Source organism: Pseudomonas saliphila (assembly GCF_008638345.1).
In the GTDB taxonomy this organism is placed as follows: domain Bacteria; phylum Pseudomonadota; class Gammaproteobacteria; order Pseudomonadales; family Pseudomonadaceae; genus Halopseudomonas; species Halopseudomonas saliphila.
The window spans coordinates 1-17,121 of record NZ_VTVA01000031.1 but is presented as its reverse complement, the minus strand read 5'-3'; the positions used below and the strand labels follow the sequence as shown (position 1 = coordinate 17,121).

The window sequence follows — 17,121 nt, the reverse complement described above, 5'->3', positions numbered from 1 at the left end:
CCCCCTTTTTCAAAGTGGGGGACCGTGCGTGCAGGCTTCAAGATCCATGTCGTTCTGCGAGATCGGCTCGTGCCGGGAATAAAAAACCGGCCGCCGCTATCCAGTTTCACGCTTTTAAAATGCCTAGCCACATATAAGCGCCTGGACCTGGAGCCAGCCTCAGCCGCTGCTCGGACCAGTCCCCCACTTTGAAAAAGGGGGGCTAGGGGGGATTCAGCTTTTAAAAAAACATCAACCACCACCCTCCCGCTGCTGATTAGCCCACAGCTGCGCATAAGCCCCATCCAGCGCCAACAGCCGCGCATGATTACCCTGCTCCACCACCCTTCCCTGCTCAAGCACCAGAATATTATCCGCATGCACAATAGTGGAAAGCCGATGCGCGATCGCCAGTGTCGTGCGCCGGCGCGATATCTGATTGAGGGAATCCAGAATCAGCCGCTCAGCATGGGTATCCAGCGATGAGGTCGCCTCATCGAGAATCAGAATCGCCGGATCCTTGAGCAACACCCGGGCAATGGAAATACGCTGCTTCTCGCCGCCGGACAGCTTCAAGCCGCGCTCACCCACCGGCGTATCCAACCCCTGGGGCAAACGGCTGACGAATTCCTCCAGCTGCGCCAGGCGCAACACGCGCCAGATCTCGTCCTCGCTCGCACCGGGGCTACCGTAGGCGATGTTGTAGCCGATGGTGTCGTTGAACAGCACCGTGTCCTGCGGCACCACACCGATAGCCCTACGTAGGCTTTGCTGGGTGACGGAGCGGATATCCTGGCCATCGATGCGAATCGCACCCTGGCTGACGTCGTAGAAGCGAAACAGCAGGCGCGCCAGCGTCGACTTGCCGGCACCACTAGGGCCGACAATAGCGAGGGTCTGGCCGGCAGGGATCTCAAAGGACACGTTATCCAGTATCAGACGATCCGAGCTATAGGCGTGGCTGACACCCTCGAACTGGACGGTCCCGCCCCGCACTTCAAGCGTCGCAGCATCCGGTGCGTCAGCCACCTTGACCGGCGTGCGCAGCAAACCGAACAGGCGCTCGATATTGGTCAGCGCCTCGCGAATCTCGCGGTAAATGAAGCCCAGGAAATTCAGCGGAATGAACAGCTGGATCATGTAGGCGTTGATCATCACCAGCTCGCCCAGCGTCATCTCTCCGTTAGACACCTGACCGGCAGCCATGAACATCATCAGCGTGACTGATCCGGCGATGATCAAAGCCTGCCCGGAATTCAGCGCCGCCAGCGACAGGCGGTTCTTCATCCGCGCAGCCTCCCACCCCTCGAGATGGTGGTCATATTCCTGCGCCTCGAACGCCTCATTGCCGAAGTACTTCACCGTCTCGTAGTTCAGCAGACTGTCCACCGCCCGCGTATTGGAGCGGTTATCCATCTTGTTGCTTTCGCGCACAAAGCGGTTGCGCCACTCGGTACACCAGATCGAAAAGCCGCCATAAAGCAGCACCGCGCCAAGCACGGTTACCGCATACATAGGGCTGAAATTGATCAGCAGAATCACCGCGATCAAGCCGATCTCAACCAGCGTCGGCAGGATGTTGAACACCATAAAGCGCAACAGGAAGCTGATACCGCTGGTGCCACGCTCAATGTCGCGTGCCAGCCCACCAGTCCGGCGGGACAGGTGAAATCCCAGGTCGAGACGGTGCAGATGTTCAAAGACGCGCAGCGATATCCGCCGCATCGCACGCTCCGCCACCCTGGCGAACACCGCGTCGCGCAGCTCGGAAAAGAACACCGAGGAAAAACGCAGCAGGCCGTATGCCGCCAGCAGGGCTACGGGTACCAGCACCAGTGCATCCGCGGCAGATTCGAAGTGCTCGACGATAAGTTTCAGCGCCCACGGCACCGCCACGCCAGCCAGCTTGGCAATCAGCAAAAAGCCCATAGCCAGCGCAACGCGGCCACGGAATTCTTTCAGATAGGGAACAAGGCTGGAGATGATGCTCCAATTGACCGGACCACCGGTGTATTGACTGTCACTGCTTGGGCGCACGCGGGATTCCTGTTGCTGCGGAAAACGCACAGTATAGAGCCAAGTGCACTGGGGGTTGGCTGTTGTTGGTGTTAGTTACGGCAAACGCAAATCCCCCTAGCCCCCTTTGCCAAAGGGGGGATTGTTCGAGTTGCGGGTAATGTTGGTGTGTGGCTGGTACTTTTGGGCTGCGGCCCTGGCCAAACCCAGATCCAGAGCCAGAATTGACTATTGATCGTGTTAATCGCGGCAGACCCAAATCCCCCTAGCCCCCTTTGCCAAAGGGGGGATTGTTCGAGCTGCGGGGAATGTTGGTGTTTGACTGGTAATTTTGGGTTGCGGTGCTGCTCAACCTCAGAACCAGAACCAGAACCAGAACCAGAACCAGAACCAGAACCAGAACCAGAACCAGAACCAGAACCAGAACCACAACCAGGACTAGACTAGAACTAGCCCAGAACTAGCGCCAGAACTAGAACCAGAACCAGAACCAGAACCAAAACCAGGACTAGACTAGAACTAGACCAGAACTAGAGCCAGAACTAGAACCAGAACCAGATTCGCACTATCAGACTGACACCAACCCCATCAGCAGCACCAAACCAGTCCCCCCCTTTGAAAAAGGGGGGCTAGGGGGGATTCGGTTTTCAGGACCCAAATCCAACAAACGACCAGAATACCCAGGCCTCAATCCTCCTGCGGAATAGGCTCCGCATTACGATCCCAGCCAACCAGCAGCAGGGTGGTCGCGATACCAAACAGCAAGCCAATCCAGGGCTCAAAGAACGCCAGCCCAGCCCCGATGAGCAGCACGGCGCCGCGAGAGGCGTTATTGCGGGGGATGGCCATGGCGACATAGGCGCAGGCGAAACCTGTCAGCACCAGCGTGAGCGACAGTGCGATGCCTAGTAGCGGACGCAGCCCTGTCAGCAGCGGCAGTACAAAGAACAGCAGCGGTATGCCCATCGCGTAGTAGGACGCCAAGCCACTATGCAGACTGTTCATGGCCGATTTACCGGACTTCCAGCGCTGCATGACGATCACATGCACGCCGACCCACATGGAACCCTGCGTGGGGAAGAACGGGGCAGCCACGGCCATCACTGCGTTCCGAATAGCCATCGACAGGTGCGAACGCGTCGGGTTGATATCGATGTGTTCGTCCTTGCGCGTCTGCAGCCCTTCACGAATGATCTCGTTACCCGTGACCAGATCGCCGAAGAAAATCACGTAGGTGATCAATGCCAGCGGCATGCTCTGGATGAACATATCCATGCTCGGCCAGCCGATCATGAACGGCGATACCTTGGCCCAGGTCTCGACCACTGGCGGCACCATGAAGCCCCACTGAATGTCGTAGGTGACCTCGCCAACCATTGGTCCAATCAGGGCGGCCAGGAGAAAACCGGGCAGCAATCCGAGCGCACCCAACACCGCGAAGAACTTATAGTTTTCCTTGAGCTTCTGCATCGGCAGGGAAAAGGCAAATACCAGACAGACTGCGCAGGCCAGGGTCGTCGCAATCGGCTGCTGTAGCAAAAAGCGCTCGGCGTCGTCGATAAAGACGCGTTTCAGTGCAGCAATCGCCGCACCGAGAATGATGCCCGCCTTGAGCGTATCGGGCAGCCAGAACACAAACTTCTTGCCCAGCCCGGAGATGCCCAGCACAAACAACAACAGCGCAAAGTTGAGCGAAACCGCCGTCATGGCCTGGAAGCGCATGGTCGGGTCTTCGTAATTGCCCAGCACGAAGGCCAGCACCAATGGGAGCGCTGGAGTGATCCAGCCTGGCGCGTAGGGCTCTCCGAACACGATCAATGCCGAGCCGATCAGGATCGAATGCATCATCGAGACCGCCACCGCTTCTTCGAAGCTGAGGCCAAAGAACATGGTCATCAAGGGAATCAGCGACAAGCCCGTGGCTGCAGCGATGAACAGACCCTGCAAGGCTTCCTGCCAATAAAAGCGCGTGTGATAAAAGGGAACACGGAAGGTAAACGGACCCCAGCGCCAGCCGGGTAATTCGGGTTGTGACATCTTGTACTCCTGGGCTCGGTATTATTCTTATTGGCCGGACATAATCCATTTCTGTCCAAACCGGACTCATTATGCCGCTTTGACCGAAAATGTGTATGGATAACAGGCGGCCTGGTTCATGTTATGCCAAACCGCTCTGCACTGAAGCCCTGAGCTCCCCGCATCACCAATATGAATATCAGCGCACTCAAGGAAGCGCTGAACAATTCCTTAGCCCAGCGAAGCCCCGTCCTCCTGTTCCAGCTTATGTCGCACGTCGCCGGGCGAACCGGTCTTGCGCGCCAGCAGGCTGTACAGCACCGGAATAACAAACAGTGTCAGCAGCGTCGATATACTCACGCCGAACACCACAACGATACCGATGACCGCGCGCGTCTCGGCGCCAGCACCCACCGCGAAGACCAATGGCAGCGCACCGGCAACGGTGGTCACCCCGGTCATCAGGATGGGGCGCAGACGCAGGGTGGCCGCTTCGAGCAGCGCCTCGTCAAAACGCTTGCCGGCGTCGCGCAGCTGGTTGGCGAACTCGACGATCAGGATGCCGTTCTTCGCCGCCAGCCCGATCAGCATCACCATGCCGATCTGGCTATACAGGTTGAGGCTGTTGCCGGTTAGCCATAGCCCCAGTACCGCGCCACCAATCGCGAGCGGCACACCCAGCATGATGATGAACGGGTGCACGAAGCTCTCAAACTGGGCGGCCAGCACCAGGAACACCACGATCAAGCCCAGACCGAAGACGAACAATATCGACCCGCCCGCTTCGCGCAGATCCCTGGACTGGCCCTTGAAATCCACCACCAGGGATTCCGGCAGATTGTCGCGCGCCAGTTGCTCGACGTGGTCCAACGCATCCCCCAGCGCGACGCCGTCGTCCAGTGAGGCTTCGATGGTGATGGCGCGGTTGCGGTTGTAGCGATTGAGGGTTGTGGACCCTGCGAACTCATCCAGCGTCACCAGATTGGAAAGCGGGATCAGCTCACCGGAGGTATCCGAGCGAACATAGATATTCTCCAGGGTGCCAGCACTGCGCTTGTCGTCGCGCTCGGCTTCCAGAATGACGTCGTATTCCTCGCCGCGATCGATATAGGTCGTCACCCTGCGCGAGCCGAGCATGGTTTCCAGCGTGCGGCCGATATGGCTGACGTTGACCCCGAGCGTTGCCGCGCGGTCGTAATCGACGCTCACCTCAAGCTGCGGCTGGGTCTCCTTGTAGTCGGAGTCAATGTTGCTCAGCCCCGGGTTGTCCTGCTCAATTTTCGCCAGCAGGATGTCGCGCCATTCAGCCAGCTCTTCATAGCTGCTAGCACCGCCCAACACCAGACTGAATGGCTGGGTCTGCGAGCTGCCAAACCCTTGCCGCATCACCGGGAAGGCCCTGACCCCAGGCAGATCCGACAGGCGCTGCTGCACGTCGTCCATGATTTCCCGGCCCGGTCGGCGCTCGCCCCATTTCTCCAGCACCACAATGGCCATACCGCTGTTGAAACTGGTCGCGCCGAAGGAACGCGGTGCCCGCACCAGCAACCGACTCACCTCGCCGGCGGCGACGTATTCCATCATCCGCGATTCAATCTCGTCCATATACTCGCGCATGTACTCATAGGTCGCGCCTTCCGGACCGTTGACGATGATGATGAAGGCACCGCGATCTTCCCGCGGGGTGTACTCGTTCGGCAGTTGGGTGAACAGCCAGGCGCTGCCGGCAAACATGCCGGCAAACACTAGCAGCGCCAGCACGCGGTGCCGCAGCACCCGGACCAGTACGCCGGCGTAAACCGCACGGCTCGATCGCAGCCCACGCTCGACCCAACGCGTCAGCCAGTTCTCTTTCTCATGCGCTTTGAGCAACTTGGAAGCCAGCATCGGCGACAGGGTCAATGCCACGAAGCTGGAGAAAACCACCGCTGCCGCCATGGTCAAGGCAAACTCGGAGAACAGCCGGCCGACGTCGCCCTGCAGGAAGGCGATAGGCACAAATACCGCGATCAGTACCAGTGTCGTGGACACCACGGCGAAGGCGACCTGCCGTGCGCCATAATAGGCAGCCACCAACGGCGTTTCGCCCTCCTCATCAATACGCCGGCGCACGTTCTCCAGCACGATGATGGCGTCGTCCACCACCAGCCCGATCGCTAGCACCAATGCCAGCAGGGTCAGCAGGTTCACGGTAAAACCGAATAGCATCAGGGCGATGAAGGTCGCGGTAATGGACACCGGCAGCGTGACCGCAGGCACCAGAATGGCCCGCGGACTGCCCAGGAACAGGAAGATCGTCAGTACCACAAGAATCAGCGCGACGACCAGGGTGGAGAACACTTCCTCCACCGCCCCTTCGATGAATACCGAGCTGTCGAAGCTTGGCTGGATCTCCATACCTTCCGGCAAGGTGGGGTTGATCCTGTCCACCAGCTCGCGGGAGGCGCGGGAGATGTCCAGCGTGTTGGCCGTCGACTGCCGCGCCAAGCCCAGACCCACCATGGGCACAGTATTACCGCGGAACAGGTTGCGGTCTTCTTCCGTGCCCCGCTCCACCCGCGCCACGTCCCGCAGGCGCACCAGATAACCGCTATCACCCCGGGCCACCACCAACCGGGCGAAGTCATCGGCCTCGGTGAAACTGCGTGCAACCCGCACGGTAAATTGCCGATCAATCGACTCGATGGTGCCGGCGGGCAACTCGACGTTTTCAGCGCGCAGGGCCTGTTCGACATCGGCTACGGTGAGATTGCGTGCGGCCAAGGCTTCGCGGTCCAGCCATACCCGCATGGCGTAGGCCTGATCGCCCCCGACGCGCACTCTTGCCACCCCCGCCAGGGTCGAAAAGCGGTCAACCAGATAGCGTTCGGCGTAATCGGTGAGCTCGGGCAAGGTCAGCCGGTCGCTGGTCAGGTTCCACCAGATGATCACATCCTGGTTGGCATCCAGCTTCTCGACCTCCGGGGGATCCGCTTCGGTGGGCAATCTGTCCGCCACACCGGATACGCGGTCGCGCACATCATTGGCCGCCTCGGCCACATCACGGCTGATACTGAAACGCATGGTGATTTCGGATTGGCCGTCCTGACTGCGCGACTCGATGAACTCGATGCCCTCAATGCCGGCAACACTTTCCTCGATCACCTGGGTAATCTGCGAATCCACGACGCTCGCCGCGGCGCCAATATACTGGGTCTCGATGGTGACGATGGGCGGGTCGATATCGGGGTATTCGCGCAGCGGCAAGGCGCTGTACGCCACCAGCCCGAATATCACCAGCAGCATCGCTACTACCGTGGCAAAAACCGGCCGGACGACAGCGGTATCGGAGAGGATCATCGGCAGTTCGCTCCGGCTGGCTTAAGGCGCATCTTCGGATAACACCGATTCAGTGGATTCACCGGGCTCCTGGTGCGCGATGATGCGAATCGGCTGGCCGGACTGCACGCGGAAGTTGCCGTGGGTAACCACCCGCTGCCCTGCTTCAAGCCCTTGTTCTATTTCGACAATGCCTGGCTCGCGTGTGCCAATGACCACTTCGCGGCGTTCCGTGAGGAGCTGCCCGTCCTGCTCGTTGACCAGCATGACGAACTGTTTGCTGCCCAGCGGCAACAACGCTTCTTCGGGGATGACCAGCGCTTCACGGGTGGCACCGCGCAGCCGCACTGACATCAGCATGCCGGGACGCAACAGGCCATCAGGGTTTGGCACGTTGGCGCGCACCAGGACCGAACGCGTTGCCGGGTCCACCTGATTGTCCAGCGCCGTCACCTCGCCGCGAAAGGTGGCGTCCGGAAACGCCCGCGTCGTGGCGGTGACCATTCGGCCAGGGGCCACCTGCGAGAGTTTCACTTCGGGAATACTGAAATCCAGCTTCATCTGGCTGTCATCGTGCAGCCGGGCAACCAGCGTACCGGGCGTCAGCAGGGTGCCAACGCTGATCTCGCGCAGACCGACGACGCTATCAAAGGGCGCGCGAATCTGCCGGTCCGCCAGCCTGGCTTCGACTGCCTGCACCTGCGCCCGGGCAATGTCCCGGTCGCGGATCCAGTTTTCCAGCTCCTGTTGCGGCAGCACCCTGCGCTCAACCAGCCCACGGGTGCGCTCGAGTTGACGCTCGGCATCCGCCAGGGTGGCGCGTGCCACGCTCAGCTCAGCTTGTTGTTCACTATTGGTCAGGGACACCAGCAGCTCGCCCTTGTCGACCCGCTGACCATCCTCGAAGTGAATGGCCGACACAGTCTCGGTGAGATTGGCGGTAATATCAGCCGTTTCGCTGGCGCGCAGCGTGCCGAGGGCTTCGATCTGGTTGGCCATCTCCCATACACGCACCTCGGCCACTACGACCGCCAGGGGCTCCTGCTCGGCCAGCAGCGGCAAGCTCAGGCTGCAGGCCATCAGCAGGACAAACTGTTTCCAGGCTCCGATCGGTTTCGACATCCCCACCATCCCAATACGCGTGAACGAAACGGCTCATGTGCCGGTCATTGTTCACGTCCGCCACTGCCTTGTGTGCGGCCATCATAGCAAGGCAGCCCGCCGCTGGCTCATGCTACGACCAGAAACCTGCCGTTCAGCCATCACGAAAACGGTCACCAGAAATGTCGAGCCGAGCGTCAGGGCGCCAAGGTTTCATCAAAAAACTGGCGCATGGCGGCAAAGGCGCGATCAGCTACCACGGGATGGTATTCATTCCTACCCGCCACATTGGCCGTCGGATCGGTGAACGAATGCACCGCGCCGCCGTAGCTGACCAGCTGCCAATCCACATTGGCTGCACGCATCTCCTCCTTGAAGGCTTCAACTTGTTCCGGCGGAACGGAAGGGTCTTCGGCGCCATGCAACACGAGAACGGGCGTCTTGATGGATTCAGCATCCTTCGGATCCGGCGTATCCAGGTTGCCATGGAAGGACACCACGCCGCCTATGTCCGTACCCGACCGCGCCAGCTCCAGCACCGCCCCGCCGCCGAAGCAGAAACCAATAGCGCCTATGCGCTGGGTATCCAGAGCGACCTGATCGCTCTGGGCTTTGAATACGTCCAGCGCGGCATTCACCCGTTTGCGCATCAGGCCACGATCACCGCGTAGTGCACTGGCCAGCTTGCCTGCTTCGTCGGCGTTGGCTGGCTGTTTATCCTTGCCATACAAATCGGCGACGAAGACGATGTAATCAGAACCGCCGGCGCGGTAGGCCTTCTTAGCCGAATTCTCGGTCACCCCCATCCAGTTCGGCACCATCAACAGCCCGGGCCGCGGCTCGCTGGTGGCGTCGTCATAGACCAGCAATCCCTCATAGGGCTCGCCATCGATGTCGTAGGAAACCTGCTCGGAGACCATCTCCGCCTGAGCCAGGCCGGCAGTCGCCATCAGCAGCGTCGAGAGTGTTTTACGCATGGTGCATATCCTTTTATGAGATGTGTAACCACCAGAAGCATAGTCCAAGGAGTCTCTGGATAACGTAGCGAGCGAAGGTCAGGCAAGGCGAAATCCGACGCAAGAGAGCGGACCGGGCTGGCGCACCAGTTTACGTGTTGTAAATGAGCATCTTAAGGAGGATTTCAACGCAGCATGGCCGAGCGTAGTAGTTATCCAGTGGTTCCTGGAGGTACCGCTTTTGTTCCCTGCACAAACCCATATTGGCAGCCATACTCAACTGACATCCGTCTCGGCTGACTGCCACATCAAGGACACCACCATGCAAGTCTCCATCTATCGCTACCACCCCGAGCACGACACCGCACCGGCCATGCAGCAGTATGATGTTGACGATACGATGCGCACCGCCATGGTACTGGATGTATTGACGCACCTGAAGACGCAGGATGACAGCCTTAGCTTCCGCCGTTCCTGCCGCGAAGGCGTTTGCGGATCCGACGGCATGAACATCAACGGTCGTAACCGCCTGGCCTGTATTACCCGGGTAGCCGACGTCATTGACTCAAACGGCATGCTGACCCTGCGCCCCCTCACCGGCATGCCGGTCATCCGCGACCTGGTGGTGGACCAGACGCAGTTCTTCAAGCAATACCAGAAGATGCAGCCCTACCTGATCAACGACACACCCACCACGGGGATCGAACGCCTGCAGAGCCCGGAAGACCGTGCCAAACTGGATGGACTGTATGAATGCATCCTGTGCGCATGCTGTTCATCGGCCTGCCCGTCCTACTGGTGGAATCCGGAGCGCTACATCGGACCGGCCGGATTATTGAATGCCTACCGTTTTCTGATCGACAGCCGCGACACCGCGACGGAAGAACGCCTCAAGGAGCTGGACGACCCGTTCAGCGTGTTTCGCTGCCGCGTGATCGGCAACTGCACAGATGTCTGCCCCAAAGGGCTTAACCCGATGGGCGCGATCGGCCGCATCAAGCTCATGCTGCTTACTAGCGGGTCCTGATCACCGTCTTTTGGAGTGCTACTGATTCGCAGGAGATACCTATGAAGCTCGGCATGATTGGTCTCGGACGCATGGGAGGCAACATGGCGCAGCGCTTGATGCAGGGCGGTCATGAAGTGGTCGGCCTGGATGCGCAGCTGGCACCCCGTCAGTTGCTTGAGCAGCAGGGCGGCGAAAGTGCGGAGTCGCTGACTGCGTTGCTGCAGAAGCTGCCGACGCCCCGCGTGCTCTGGCTGATGCTGCCAGCCGGGGACATCACCCAGGCCATGATCGACGCATTGCTGCTGTTGCTCGAACCAGGCGACATTCTGGTAGACGGTGGCAACTCCTATTATCAGGACAGCGTTAGGCGCGCTCAGCAATTCGCTGATTACCAGCTCGACTACGTCGATTGCGGTACCAGTGGCGGCATCTGGGGACTGGCTGAAGGCTTCTGCCTGATGATCGGCGGTGAACAGGCGGCCGTTAAGCGCCTGACGCCAGTGTTCCAGGCCCTGGCACCCTCCCCCGAGCGTGGCTGGGCACATGTTGGTCCGGCAGGCGCTGGGCACTTCACCAAGATGATTCACAACGGCATCGAGTACGGCATGATGCAGGCCTACGCCGAAGGCTTCGCCATGCTCAATAAGAAAACCGAATTCGATCTGGACCTGCATCAGATTGCCGACCTCTGGCGCGATGGCAGCGTCGTGCGCTCCTGGTTACTCGATCTGACCACCACAGCGCTTGAGCAGAACCCGACGCTGGCCGGCATCGCGCCCTATGTCAGCGACTCAGGCGAAGGCCGCTGGGCCGCAGCGGAAGCGATCGCTCTGGATGTATCAGCCCCAGTCATCACCCTGGCCCTACTCGAACGACTGCGCTCACGCGAATCCGACTCCTACAGCGACAAACTCCTCGCCGCCATGCGCAAGGGGTTTGGTGGGCATGACATTACACACAGATAAAGCGCTTCCGGGCCGGAAAACTCCACGCCCGAGCCCACCCCTAGGGCTGTTGAGGGCCTACTCGGATCATTTTGTGGGAGGCGCGACTCGCGGCGATGGCGTCTGAAAGACGCCTTGGGGTTTGACCCAAACAAAAAACAACTGGCCTGACGGCCAGATCGCCGCGAGTCGCGCCTCCCACGAACTGGCGCAGTGCTCTCATCAAATATTCCACACATATCGTGCTATTCAACACCGCCTACCTGGGGCTGTAGCGCGCCTGCGCTACGGCAAGCTATCCGCATGCACGGCATCAAGCCAACCACAAACCAACCACCCACAAAAAAGCCCGAACACTCTCATGTCCGGGCTCGATACCACCGAAGCGATACCTTACTTGCTAAGTTCTACCAACAGCGCATTCAAACGGCGCACATAAGTACCCGGATCCTGCAGGCTTTCACCTGCAGCCAACGCGGCCTGATCAAACAGGATATGCGTCAGATCACCAAAACGCGCTTCATCCTGCTCGCTGTCGAGTTTTTCCAACAGCGGGTGCGCAGTATTGATTTCCAGGATCGGCTTGCTCTCCGGCGCTTGCTGACCAGTAGCTTCCAGAATCTTGCGCATCTGCATGCCCATCCCATCCTCGACCACCACCAGCACAGCAGGCGAATCAGTCAGACGGTGTGACACCTTCACGTCCTCGACATTCTCCTTGAGCACGTTCTTGATGCGCTGTACCAGGTCAGCCTTGGCCTTGGCCGCTTCTTCCTGGGCCTGCTTGTCTTCCTCGCCTTCGAGCTTGCCGAGATCCAGATCGCCACGCGCGATGTCGACGAACTGCTTGTCCTTGTATTCGGTCAGGTGGCTCATCAGCCACTCGTCGATACGGTCGGTCAGCAGCAAAACTTCGATACCCTTCTTGCGGAAGATTTCCAGGTGCGGGCTGTTCCTGACCTGGCTGTAACGCTCGCCAGTCAGATAGTAGATCTTGTCCTGACCTTCCTGCATGCGTTCGATGTAGGTGTCCAGACCCACCACTTCGCTATCGTCATTCTGCTGAGTCGAAGCAAAGCGCAACAGGCCGGCGATCTTTTCGCGGTTGGCAAAGTCTTCCGCCGGGCCTTCCTTGATCACGCTGCCGAAGCCTTTCCAAAAGGTCGCGTACTGCTCAGGCTGCTTCTTCGCCAGCTTCTCCAGCATATCCAGCACACGCTTGGTCAGCGCGGACTTCATGCTGTCGATGGCAGGATCTTTCTGCAGGATCTCACGGGATACGTTCAGCGACAGATCATTGGAGTCCACCACACCCTTAATAAAGCGCAGGTACAGCGGCAGGAACTGCTCGGCGTCATCCATGATGAACACGCGTTGCACGTAAAGCTTGAGCCCACGCGGCGCTTCGCGCTGATACAAATCAAAAGGTGCACGGCCGGGCACATACAGCAGCGAGGTATATTCCAGCTTGCCCTCAACCTTGTTGTGGCTCCAGCTCAGCGGGTTCTCGAAATCGTGGGAGACGTGCTTGTAGAACTCCTGGTATTCCTCGTCCGTGATGTCGGTACGCGGACGAGTCCAGAGCGCACTGGCGCGGTTGACGGTTTCCCATTCAACCTCGGTGGACTGGTCCTTTTCCTCACCCTGGTGCTGCTTGGGCAGCTCGATAGGCAGGGAGATGTGATCGGAGTATTTCTTGATCACATTGCGCAGGCGCCAGCCATCGGCAAACTCGCCTTCACCGGACTTGAGATGCAATACGATGCGGCTACCACGCTCCGGCTTCTCGATGGTCTCAATAGTGAAGTCGCCTTCACCGGCCGATTCCCAACGCACGCCTTCAGCGGCATCCAGACCAGCACGACGGGTAAACACTTCAACCTTGTCGGCAACGATGAAGGCACTGTAGAAACCCACACCGAACTGACCGATCAGACTGGCGTCTTTCTTCTGGTCGCCGCTCAGCTGTTGCATGAACGCCGCCGTGCCGGACTTGGCGATAGTGCCCAGGTTCTCGATCACTTCGTCGCGCGACATGCCGATGCCGTTATCTTCGATGGTCAGCGTTCGGGCTTCTTCGTCACCGCTGATACGGATACGCAGATCGGGCTGATCTTCCAGTAGCTCAGGCTTGGCAATGGCTTCGAAACGCAGCTTATCAGAGGCATCCGATGCGTTGGAAATCAGTTCGCGAAGGAAAATTTCCTTGTTCGAATACATCGAGTGGATCATGAGGTGCAGCAGCTGCTTCACCTCAGTCTGAAATCCGAGCGTTTCCTTATGGGCTTCCACGGTCATGTTGCTTGATCTCCATCAGTTCATCTATGGCTGGGCCAGCCCTGAGCTGATGCTCAGAGCGGCGCGATGAACACTTGATGGGGACGGCGCCTGACTATTTCAAGACGCCTTGGGGATACACAGCGGTGAAAATCTTAATCAACGGCGCGCTGGTGATGCTCATACAACAGATCGACGATGCCATTGCTCGGCTTGTAGCCCTGCACAGTGCCCAGCAGCGACTCGCGGATCGTATCGTAGTCGTCGTCCCGCACCGCCTGGCGGATAGTGTTCAGGATCGGCAGCAACTCATTCCAGCACAATGACGCTTCATCGGCCTTGAGAATCTTCGGATGCGCAGTGGTCTGAGGATTATCGCCAATCAGCAGTTCTTCGTAGAGTTTCTCCCCGGGACGCAGGCCCGAGAACGCAATCTCAACATCACCGTTCGGCGTCTGCTCATCACGTACTGACAATCCTGACAACAGCACCATCTTGCGGGCCAGATCCACGATATTCACCGGCTCGCCCATATCCAGCACGAACACATCGCCGCCCTTGCCCATGGCCCCGGCTTGAATCACCAGCTGAGCCGCTTCGGGAATGGTCATGAAATAGCGGGTGATATCTCGATGCGTAACCGTTATCGGACCGCCCAGTCTGATCTGTTCGCGAAACAGCGGAATGACCGACCCTGATGAGCCCAGCACATTGCCGAAGCGCACCATGGTGAAGCGTGTCCGATTCAAATGAGCAACCGACGGGGCCTCGTTCCACAGACAGGGCGCTGACTCTGCACTGAGTGCCTGCAGCACCAGCTCCGCCAGGCGCTTGGTTGAGCCCATGACATTGGTCGGGCGAACCGCCTTGTCGGTGGAAATCAGCACGAAATTTTCGACCTGACAGCGGATGGCTGCCTGCGCAACATTCAGCGTACCGAACACATTATTCATTATGCCTTCGGCGATATTGTGCTCAACGATGGGCACATGCTTGTAGGCCGCTGCGTGGTATATGGTTTTTATATTCCAGGCACTCATGACATGCCTGAGCCGCGTGGAGTTGCGGATAGACCCGAGGATGGGCACCAGTTGGACATCCAGCTTGTGTATGCGGACCCAGCTTTGCAACTCGGATTGAATGGCATACAGCGCGAATTCACTGTGCTCGAACAACACCAATGTGCTGGGCGAGGTCGCGAGGATCTGCCGACAGAGCTCACTGCCGATTGAGCCGCCGGCCCCGGTAACCATGACCGCGTGACCCTTTATGCAACGCTCGAATAGGGAGCTATCCGGCGGTACAGCGTCCCGGCCCAACAAATCGACAATGTCGACTTCCTGCAGGTCCTCTATTTTCACCTTACCGCTGGCTATGTCCATGATTCCAGGAACGGTACGCACGTGCACCGGAAACTGCTGAAGATGGGCGAGGATTTGCTGTCGGCGCGTTCGACTGGCTGACGGAATGGCGAGGAACAGCTCTTTCACCCCGCAGGTGCTGATCATGCGCTCAAGCTGCAATGAAGAATACACCGGCAGCCCCGCCACCAATCGACCGACCAGGATAGGGTTGTCGTCGACAAACGCTACAACCTTGTACATACGGCCAACTCTGATCGAAGCATGCAACTGCATGCCCGCGGCTCCAGCTCCAAATATCGCGACGGGTACGCTGGCGATTTTATCCAGCCTATTCTGGTAAACCGGCTTGCCCGCCGTGAACCAGTCACCCATGAAATAGTCGCGCGCTACCAGGCGTACTCCGCCCAAAAGCCCGAGACTCAGACACCAGTACATGAACAGTACAGAGCGAGAAAGCACCGCATCCAGCCAGCCCACGGACTGCATAAAGAACAAAATGCCAACCAGTACAACGAAACCGCAGCTGACCGCCTTTAGAATGCATTTCAGTGCTTCGTTGCCAAAGTATCTAAGGACGGCCCGATACATGCCCATCCTTATGAAGACAGGCACAGCAATAACCGGGGCCAGAAGAAAAATTCCTATCTCGTCACCCTGTGGCCAGAGCCAGCCGTCGGCCCAGAAGCGAATGTAGTACGCCGACCATAAAGCCGCCCATATGAATCCGACGTCTGTGACGATCTGCAACAAGCGCTTTTGCCGGTAACTAAGCCCAACTAATCTTTCCCTGATCACAGCATTACCCTCTAAACGTACTACTTTTCATAACCGTTTTATGGAACCCATGATAAACGCCGCCATTGAGCTTGTCGTTTATTCAGAGGTTCTTATTTATATCCATTCGGATTCGCCGCCTGCCAGCGCCAGGCATCACCACACATGGCTTCAATCCCCAGCTCGGCACACCAACCTAGTTCATCAGCCGCCAGTGTGGCGTCCGCAAAACAGCTGGCCACATCACCCGGGCGCCTGGCCACAATCTGATAGGGCAACGTCTTACCACAGACCTTTTCGAAGGCCTTGAGCATATCCAGTACCGAATAACCCTGCCCCGTGCCCAGATTGAATGCCTTGATGCCGACTTTGCGGCCCAGCCATTCCAGTGCGCGGACATGCCCGGCGGCCAGGTCCATCACATGGATGTAATCGCGGACCCCGGTGCCGTCTGGAGTGGGATAGTCCCCACCAAACACGCTCAGCTTCTCACGCCTGCCCACCGCCACCTGGGCGATATAGGGCATCAGATTATTCGGGATATCGGATGGGTCTTCACCAATCAGACCCGATTCGTGCGCGCCCACCGGATTGAAATAGCGCAACAGGGCAATATTCCAATCGGCGTCGGCATGATGCAAGTCGCCCAGAATCTCTTCGATAATCAGCTTTGAACGGCCATAGGGATTGGTTGCACTGGTCGGTGCGTCTTCACGGATGGGCAGGACTTGTGGATCGCCGTAAACCGTCGCCGATGAACTGAACACGAGGTTTTTAACGCCAGCTCGCTGCATGGCGTCACACAACACGACGGTGCCGCTGACATTGTTGTGATAATAGAGCAGGGGCTGCGCGACCGACTCGCCCACCGCCTTGAGTCCGGCGAAATGGATCACGGCATCGATCTTCTGTTCGGCAAACAGGCTGTCCAGTAAGGCGACGTCATTGATATCGCCTTCGATCAGACGAATATTCCGGCCGGTGATCCGCTCGACCCGCCGCGTCGCTTCAGCTGAGCTGTTACTGAAATTATCCAGTACCACGACGTTGTAACCCGCTTCAAGCAACTTCACGCAGGTGTGAGAGCCAATGTAGCCGCAGCCACCGGTCACCAGGATCGATTGTTCCATGCCGAAATATCCCGTAAAAATAAGAACCTAAGCATACCAGAGCAAAGCCGATTTTTCGTGACCGTCCTCCAGAGATTGGATTCATAACGAAGCCGCCGATGATGACCGATCAAACGCCAGCGCGCCATTATATCGCCACATGGACCCGATAAACGGTCAAATGTCAGAAGATAGTGAGAAGGTAAAGGGCGTCCTACGGACGCCGTCGTGCCGAGTCGACACTTGTATGGTTTTCCT

The 17,121-nt window shown here is 58.5% G+C and carries 10 protein-coding genes; 2 read left to right on the top strand and 8 right to left on the bottom strand.

Features of this window, described 5'->3' with window-relative positions:
- Positions 1-231 precede the first annotated feature (231 nt).
- The 5 genes from FHK95_RS19450 to FHK95_RS19425 all read right to left on the bottom strand — a co-directional run bounded on the left by FHK95_RS19450 (position 232) and on the right by FHK95_RS19425 (position 9,407).
- Positions 232-2,016 carry an ABCB family ABC transporter ATP-binding protein/permease gene (locus FHK95_RS19450; protein WP_150306297.1) on the bottom strand — a complete coding sequence of 595 codons (1,785 nt, stop codon included), beginning with the start codon at positions 2,014-2,016 and terminating at the stop codon, positions 232-234.
- A gap of 666 nt (positions 2,017-2,682) precedes the next feature.
- Positions 2,683-4,032, bottom strand: a complete 1,350-nt coding sequence (locus tag FHK95_RS19440) for a hypothetical protein (RefSeq protein ID WP_150306296.1) — start codon at positions 4,030-4,032, stop codon at positions 2,683-2,685.
- Positions 4,033-4,242: 210 nt separating this feature from the next.
- Positions 4,243-7,350 (bottom strand): efflux RND transporter permease subunit, encoded by a 3,108-nt coding sequence (locus tag FHK95_RS19435; RefSeq protein WP_150306295.1) that lies wholly within the window; start codon positions 7,348-7,350, stop codon positions 4,243-4,245.
- A 21-nt stretch (positions 7,351-7,371) separates the two neighbouring features.
- Positions 7,372-8,451, bottom strand: coding sequence for an efflux RND transporter periplasmic adaptor subunit (locus FHK95_RS19430; RefSeq protein ID WP_150306294.1), 1,080 nt, complete (start codon positions 8,449-8,451; stop codon positions 7,372-7,374).
- Between the two features lie 176 nt (positions 8,452-8,627).
- Entirely contained in the window at positions 8,628-9,407 is a 780-nt protein-coding gene (locus FHK95_RS19425; RefSeq protein ID WP_150306293.1) for a dienelactone hydrolase family protein, read from the bottom strand.
- A gap of 301 nt (positions 9,408-9,708) precedes the next feature.
- Between FHK95_RS19425 and FHK95_RS19420 the strand changes: the two genes are divergently transcribed.
- Positions 9,709-10,413 carry a succinate dehydrogenase iron-sulfur subunit gene (locus tag FHK95_RS19420; protein WP_150306292.1) on the top strand — a complete coding sequence of 235 codons (705 nt, stop codon included), beginning with the start codon at positions 9,709-9,711 and terminating at the stop codon, positions 10,411-10,413.
- Positions 10,414-10,454: 41 nt separating this feature from the next.
- Complete coding sequence (gene gnd / locus FHK95_RS19415; protein ID WP_150306291.1) at positions 10,455-11,360, top strand: phosphogluconate dehydrogenase (NAD(+)-dependent, decarboxylating); 906 nt, start codon at positions 10,455-10,457, stop codon at positions 11,358-11,360.
- A 372-nt stretch (positions 11,361-11,732) separates the two neighbouring features.
- Here the strand turns inward: gnd and htpG are convergent, their stop codons facing one another.
- The 3 genes from htpG to galE all read right to left on the bottom strand — a co-directional run bounded on the left by htpG (position 11,733) and on the right by galE (position 16,884).
- The gene (gene htpG, locus FHK95_RS19410) at positions 11,733-13,637 is read right to left on the bottom strand and encodes a molecular chaperone HtpG (protein WP_150306290.1); all 1,905 of its coding nucleotides are present in this window, start codon (positions 13,635-13,637) and stop codon (positions 11,733-11,735) included.
- A gap of 134 nt (positions 13,638-13,771) precedes the next feature.
- On the bottom strand, positions 13,772-15,568 hold the full coding sequence (locus FHK95_RS19405) for a polysaccharide biosynthesis protein (protein ID WP_235906846.1): 1,797 nt from the start codon (positions 15,566-15,568) through the stop codon (positions 13,772-13,774).
- Positions 15,569-15,867: 299 nt separating this feature from the next.
- Entirely contained in the window at positions 15,868-16,884 is a 1,017-nt protein-coding gene (gene galE, locus FHK95_RS19400) for a UDP-glucose 4-epimerase GalE (RefSeq protein ID WP_150306288.1), read from the bottom strand.
- Positions 16,885-17,121: the final 237 nt, after the last annotated feature.

Bases quoted from the DNA above. Each gene is read 5' to 3' on its own strand.
- FHK95_RS19440 (WP_150306296.1), bottom strand. From the start codon at position 4,032: ATGTCACAACCCGAATTACCCGGCTGGCGCTGGGGTCCGTTTACCTTC.
- FHK95_RS19435 (WP_150306295.1), bottom strand. From the start codon at position 7,350: ATGATCCTCTCCGATACCGCTGTCGTCCGGCCGGTTTTTGCCACGGTA.
- FHK95_RS19430 (WP_150306294.1), bottom strand. From the start codon at position 8,451: ATGTCGAAACCGATCGGAGCCTGGAAACAGTTTGTCCTGCTGATGGCC.
- FHK95_RS19425 (WP_150306293.1), bottom strand. From the start codon at position 9,407: ATGCGTAAAACACTCTCGACGCTGCTGATGGCGACTGCCGGCCTGGCT.
- FHK95_RS19420 (WP_150306292.1), top strand. From the start codon at position 9,709: ATGCAAGTCTCCATCTATCGCTACCACCCCGAGCACGACACCGCACCG.
- gnd (WP_150306291.1), top strand. From the start codon at position 10,455: ATGAAGCTCGGCATGATTGGTCTCGGACGCATGGGAGGCAACATGGCG.
- htpG (WP_150306290.1), bottom strand. From the start codon at position 13,637: ATGACCGTGGAAGCCCATAAGGAAACGCTCGGATTTCAGACTGAGGTG.
- FHK95_RS19405 (WP_235906846.1), bottom strand. From the start codon at position 15,568: ATGTATCGGGCCGTCCTTAGATACTTTGGCAACGAAGCACTGAAATGC.
- galE (WP_150306288.1), bottom strand. From the start codon at position 16,884: ATGGAACAATCGATCCTGGTGACCGGTGGCTGCGGCTACATTGGCTCT.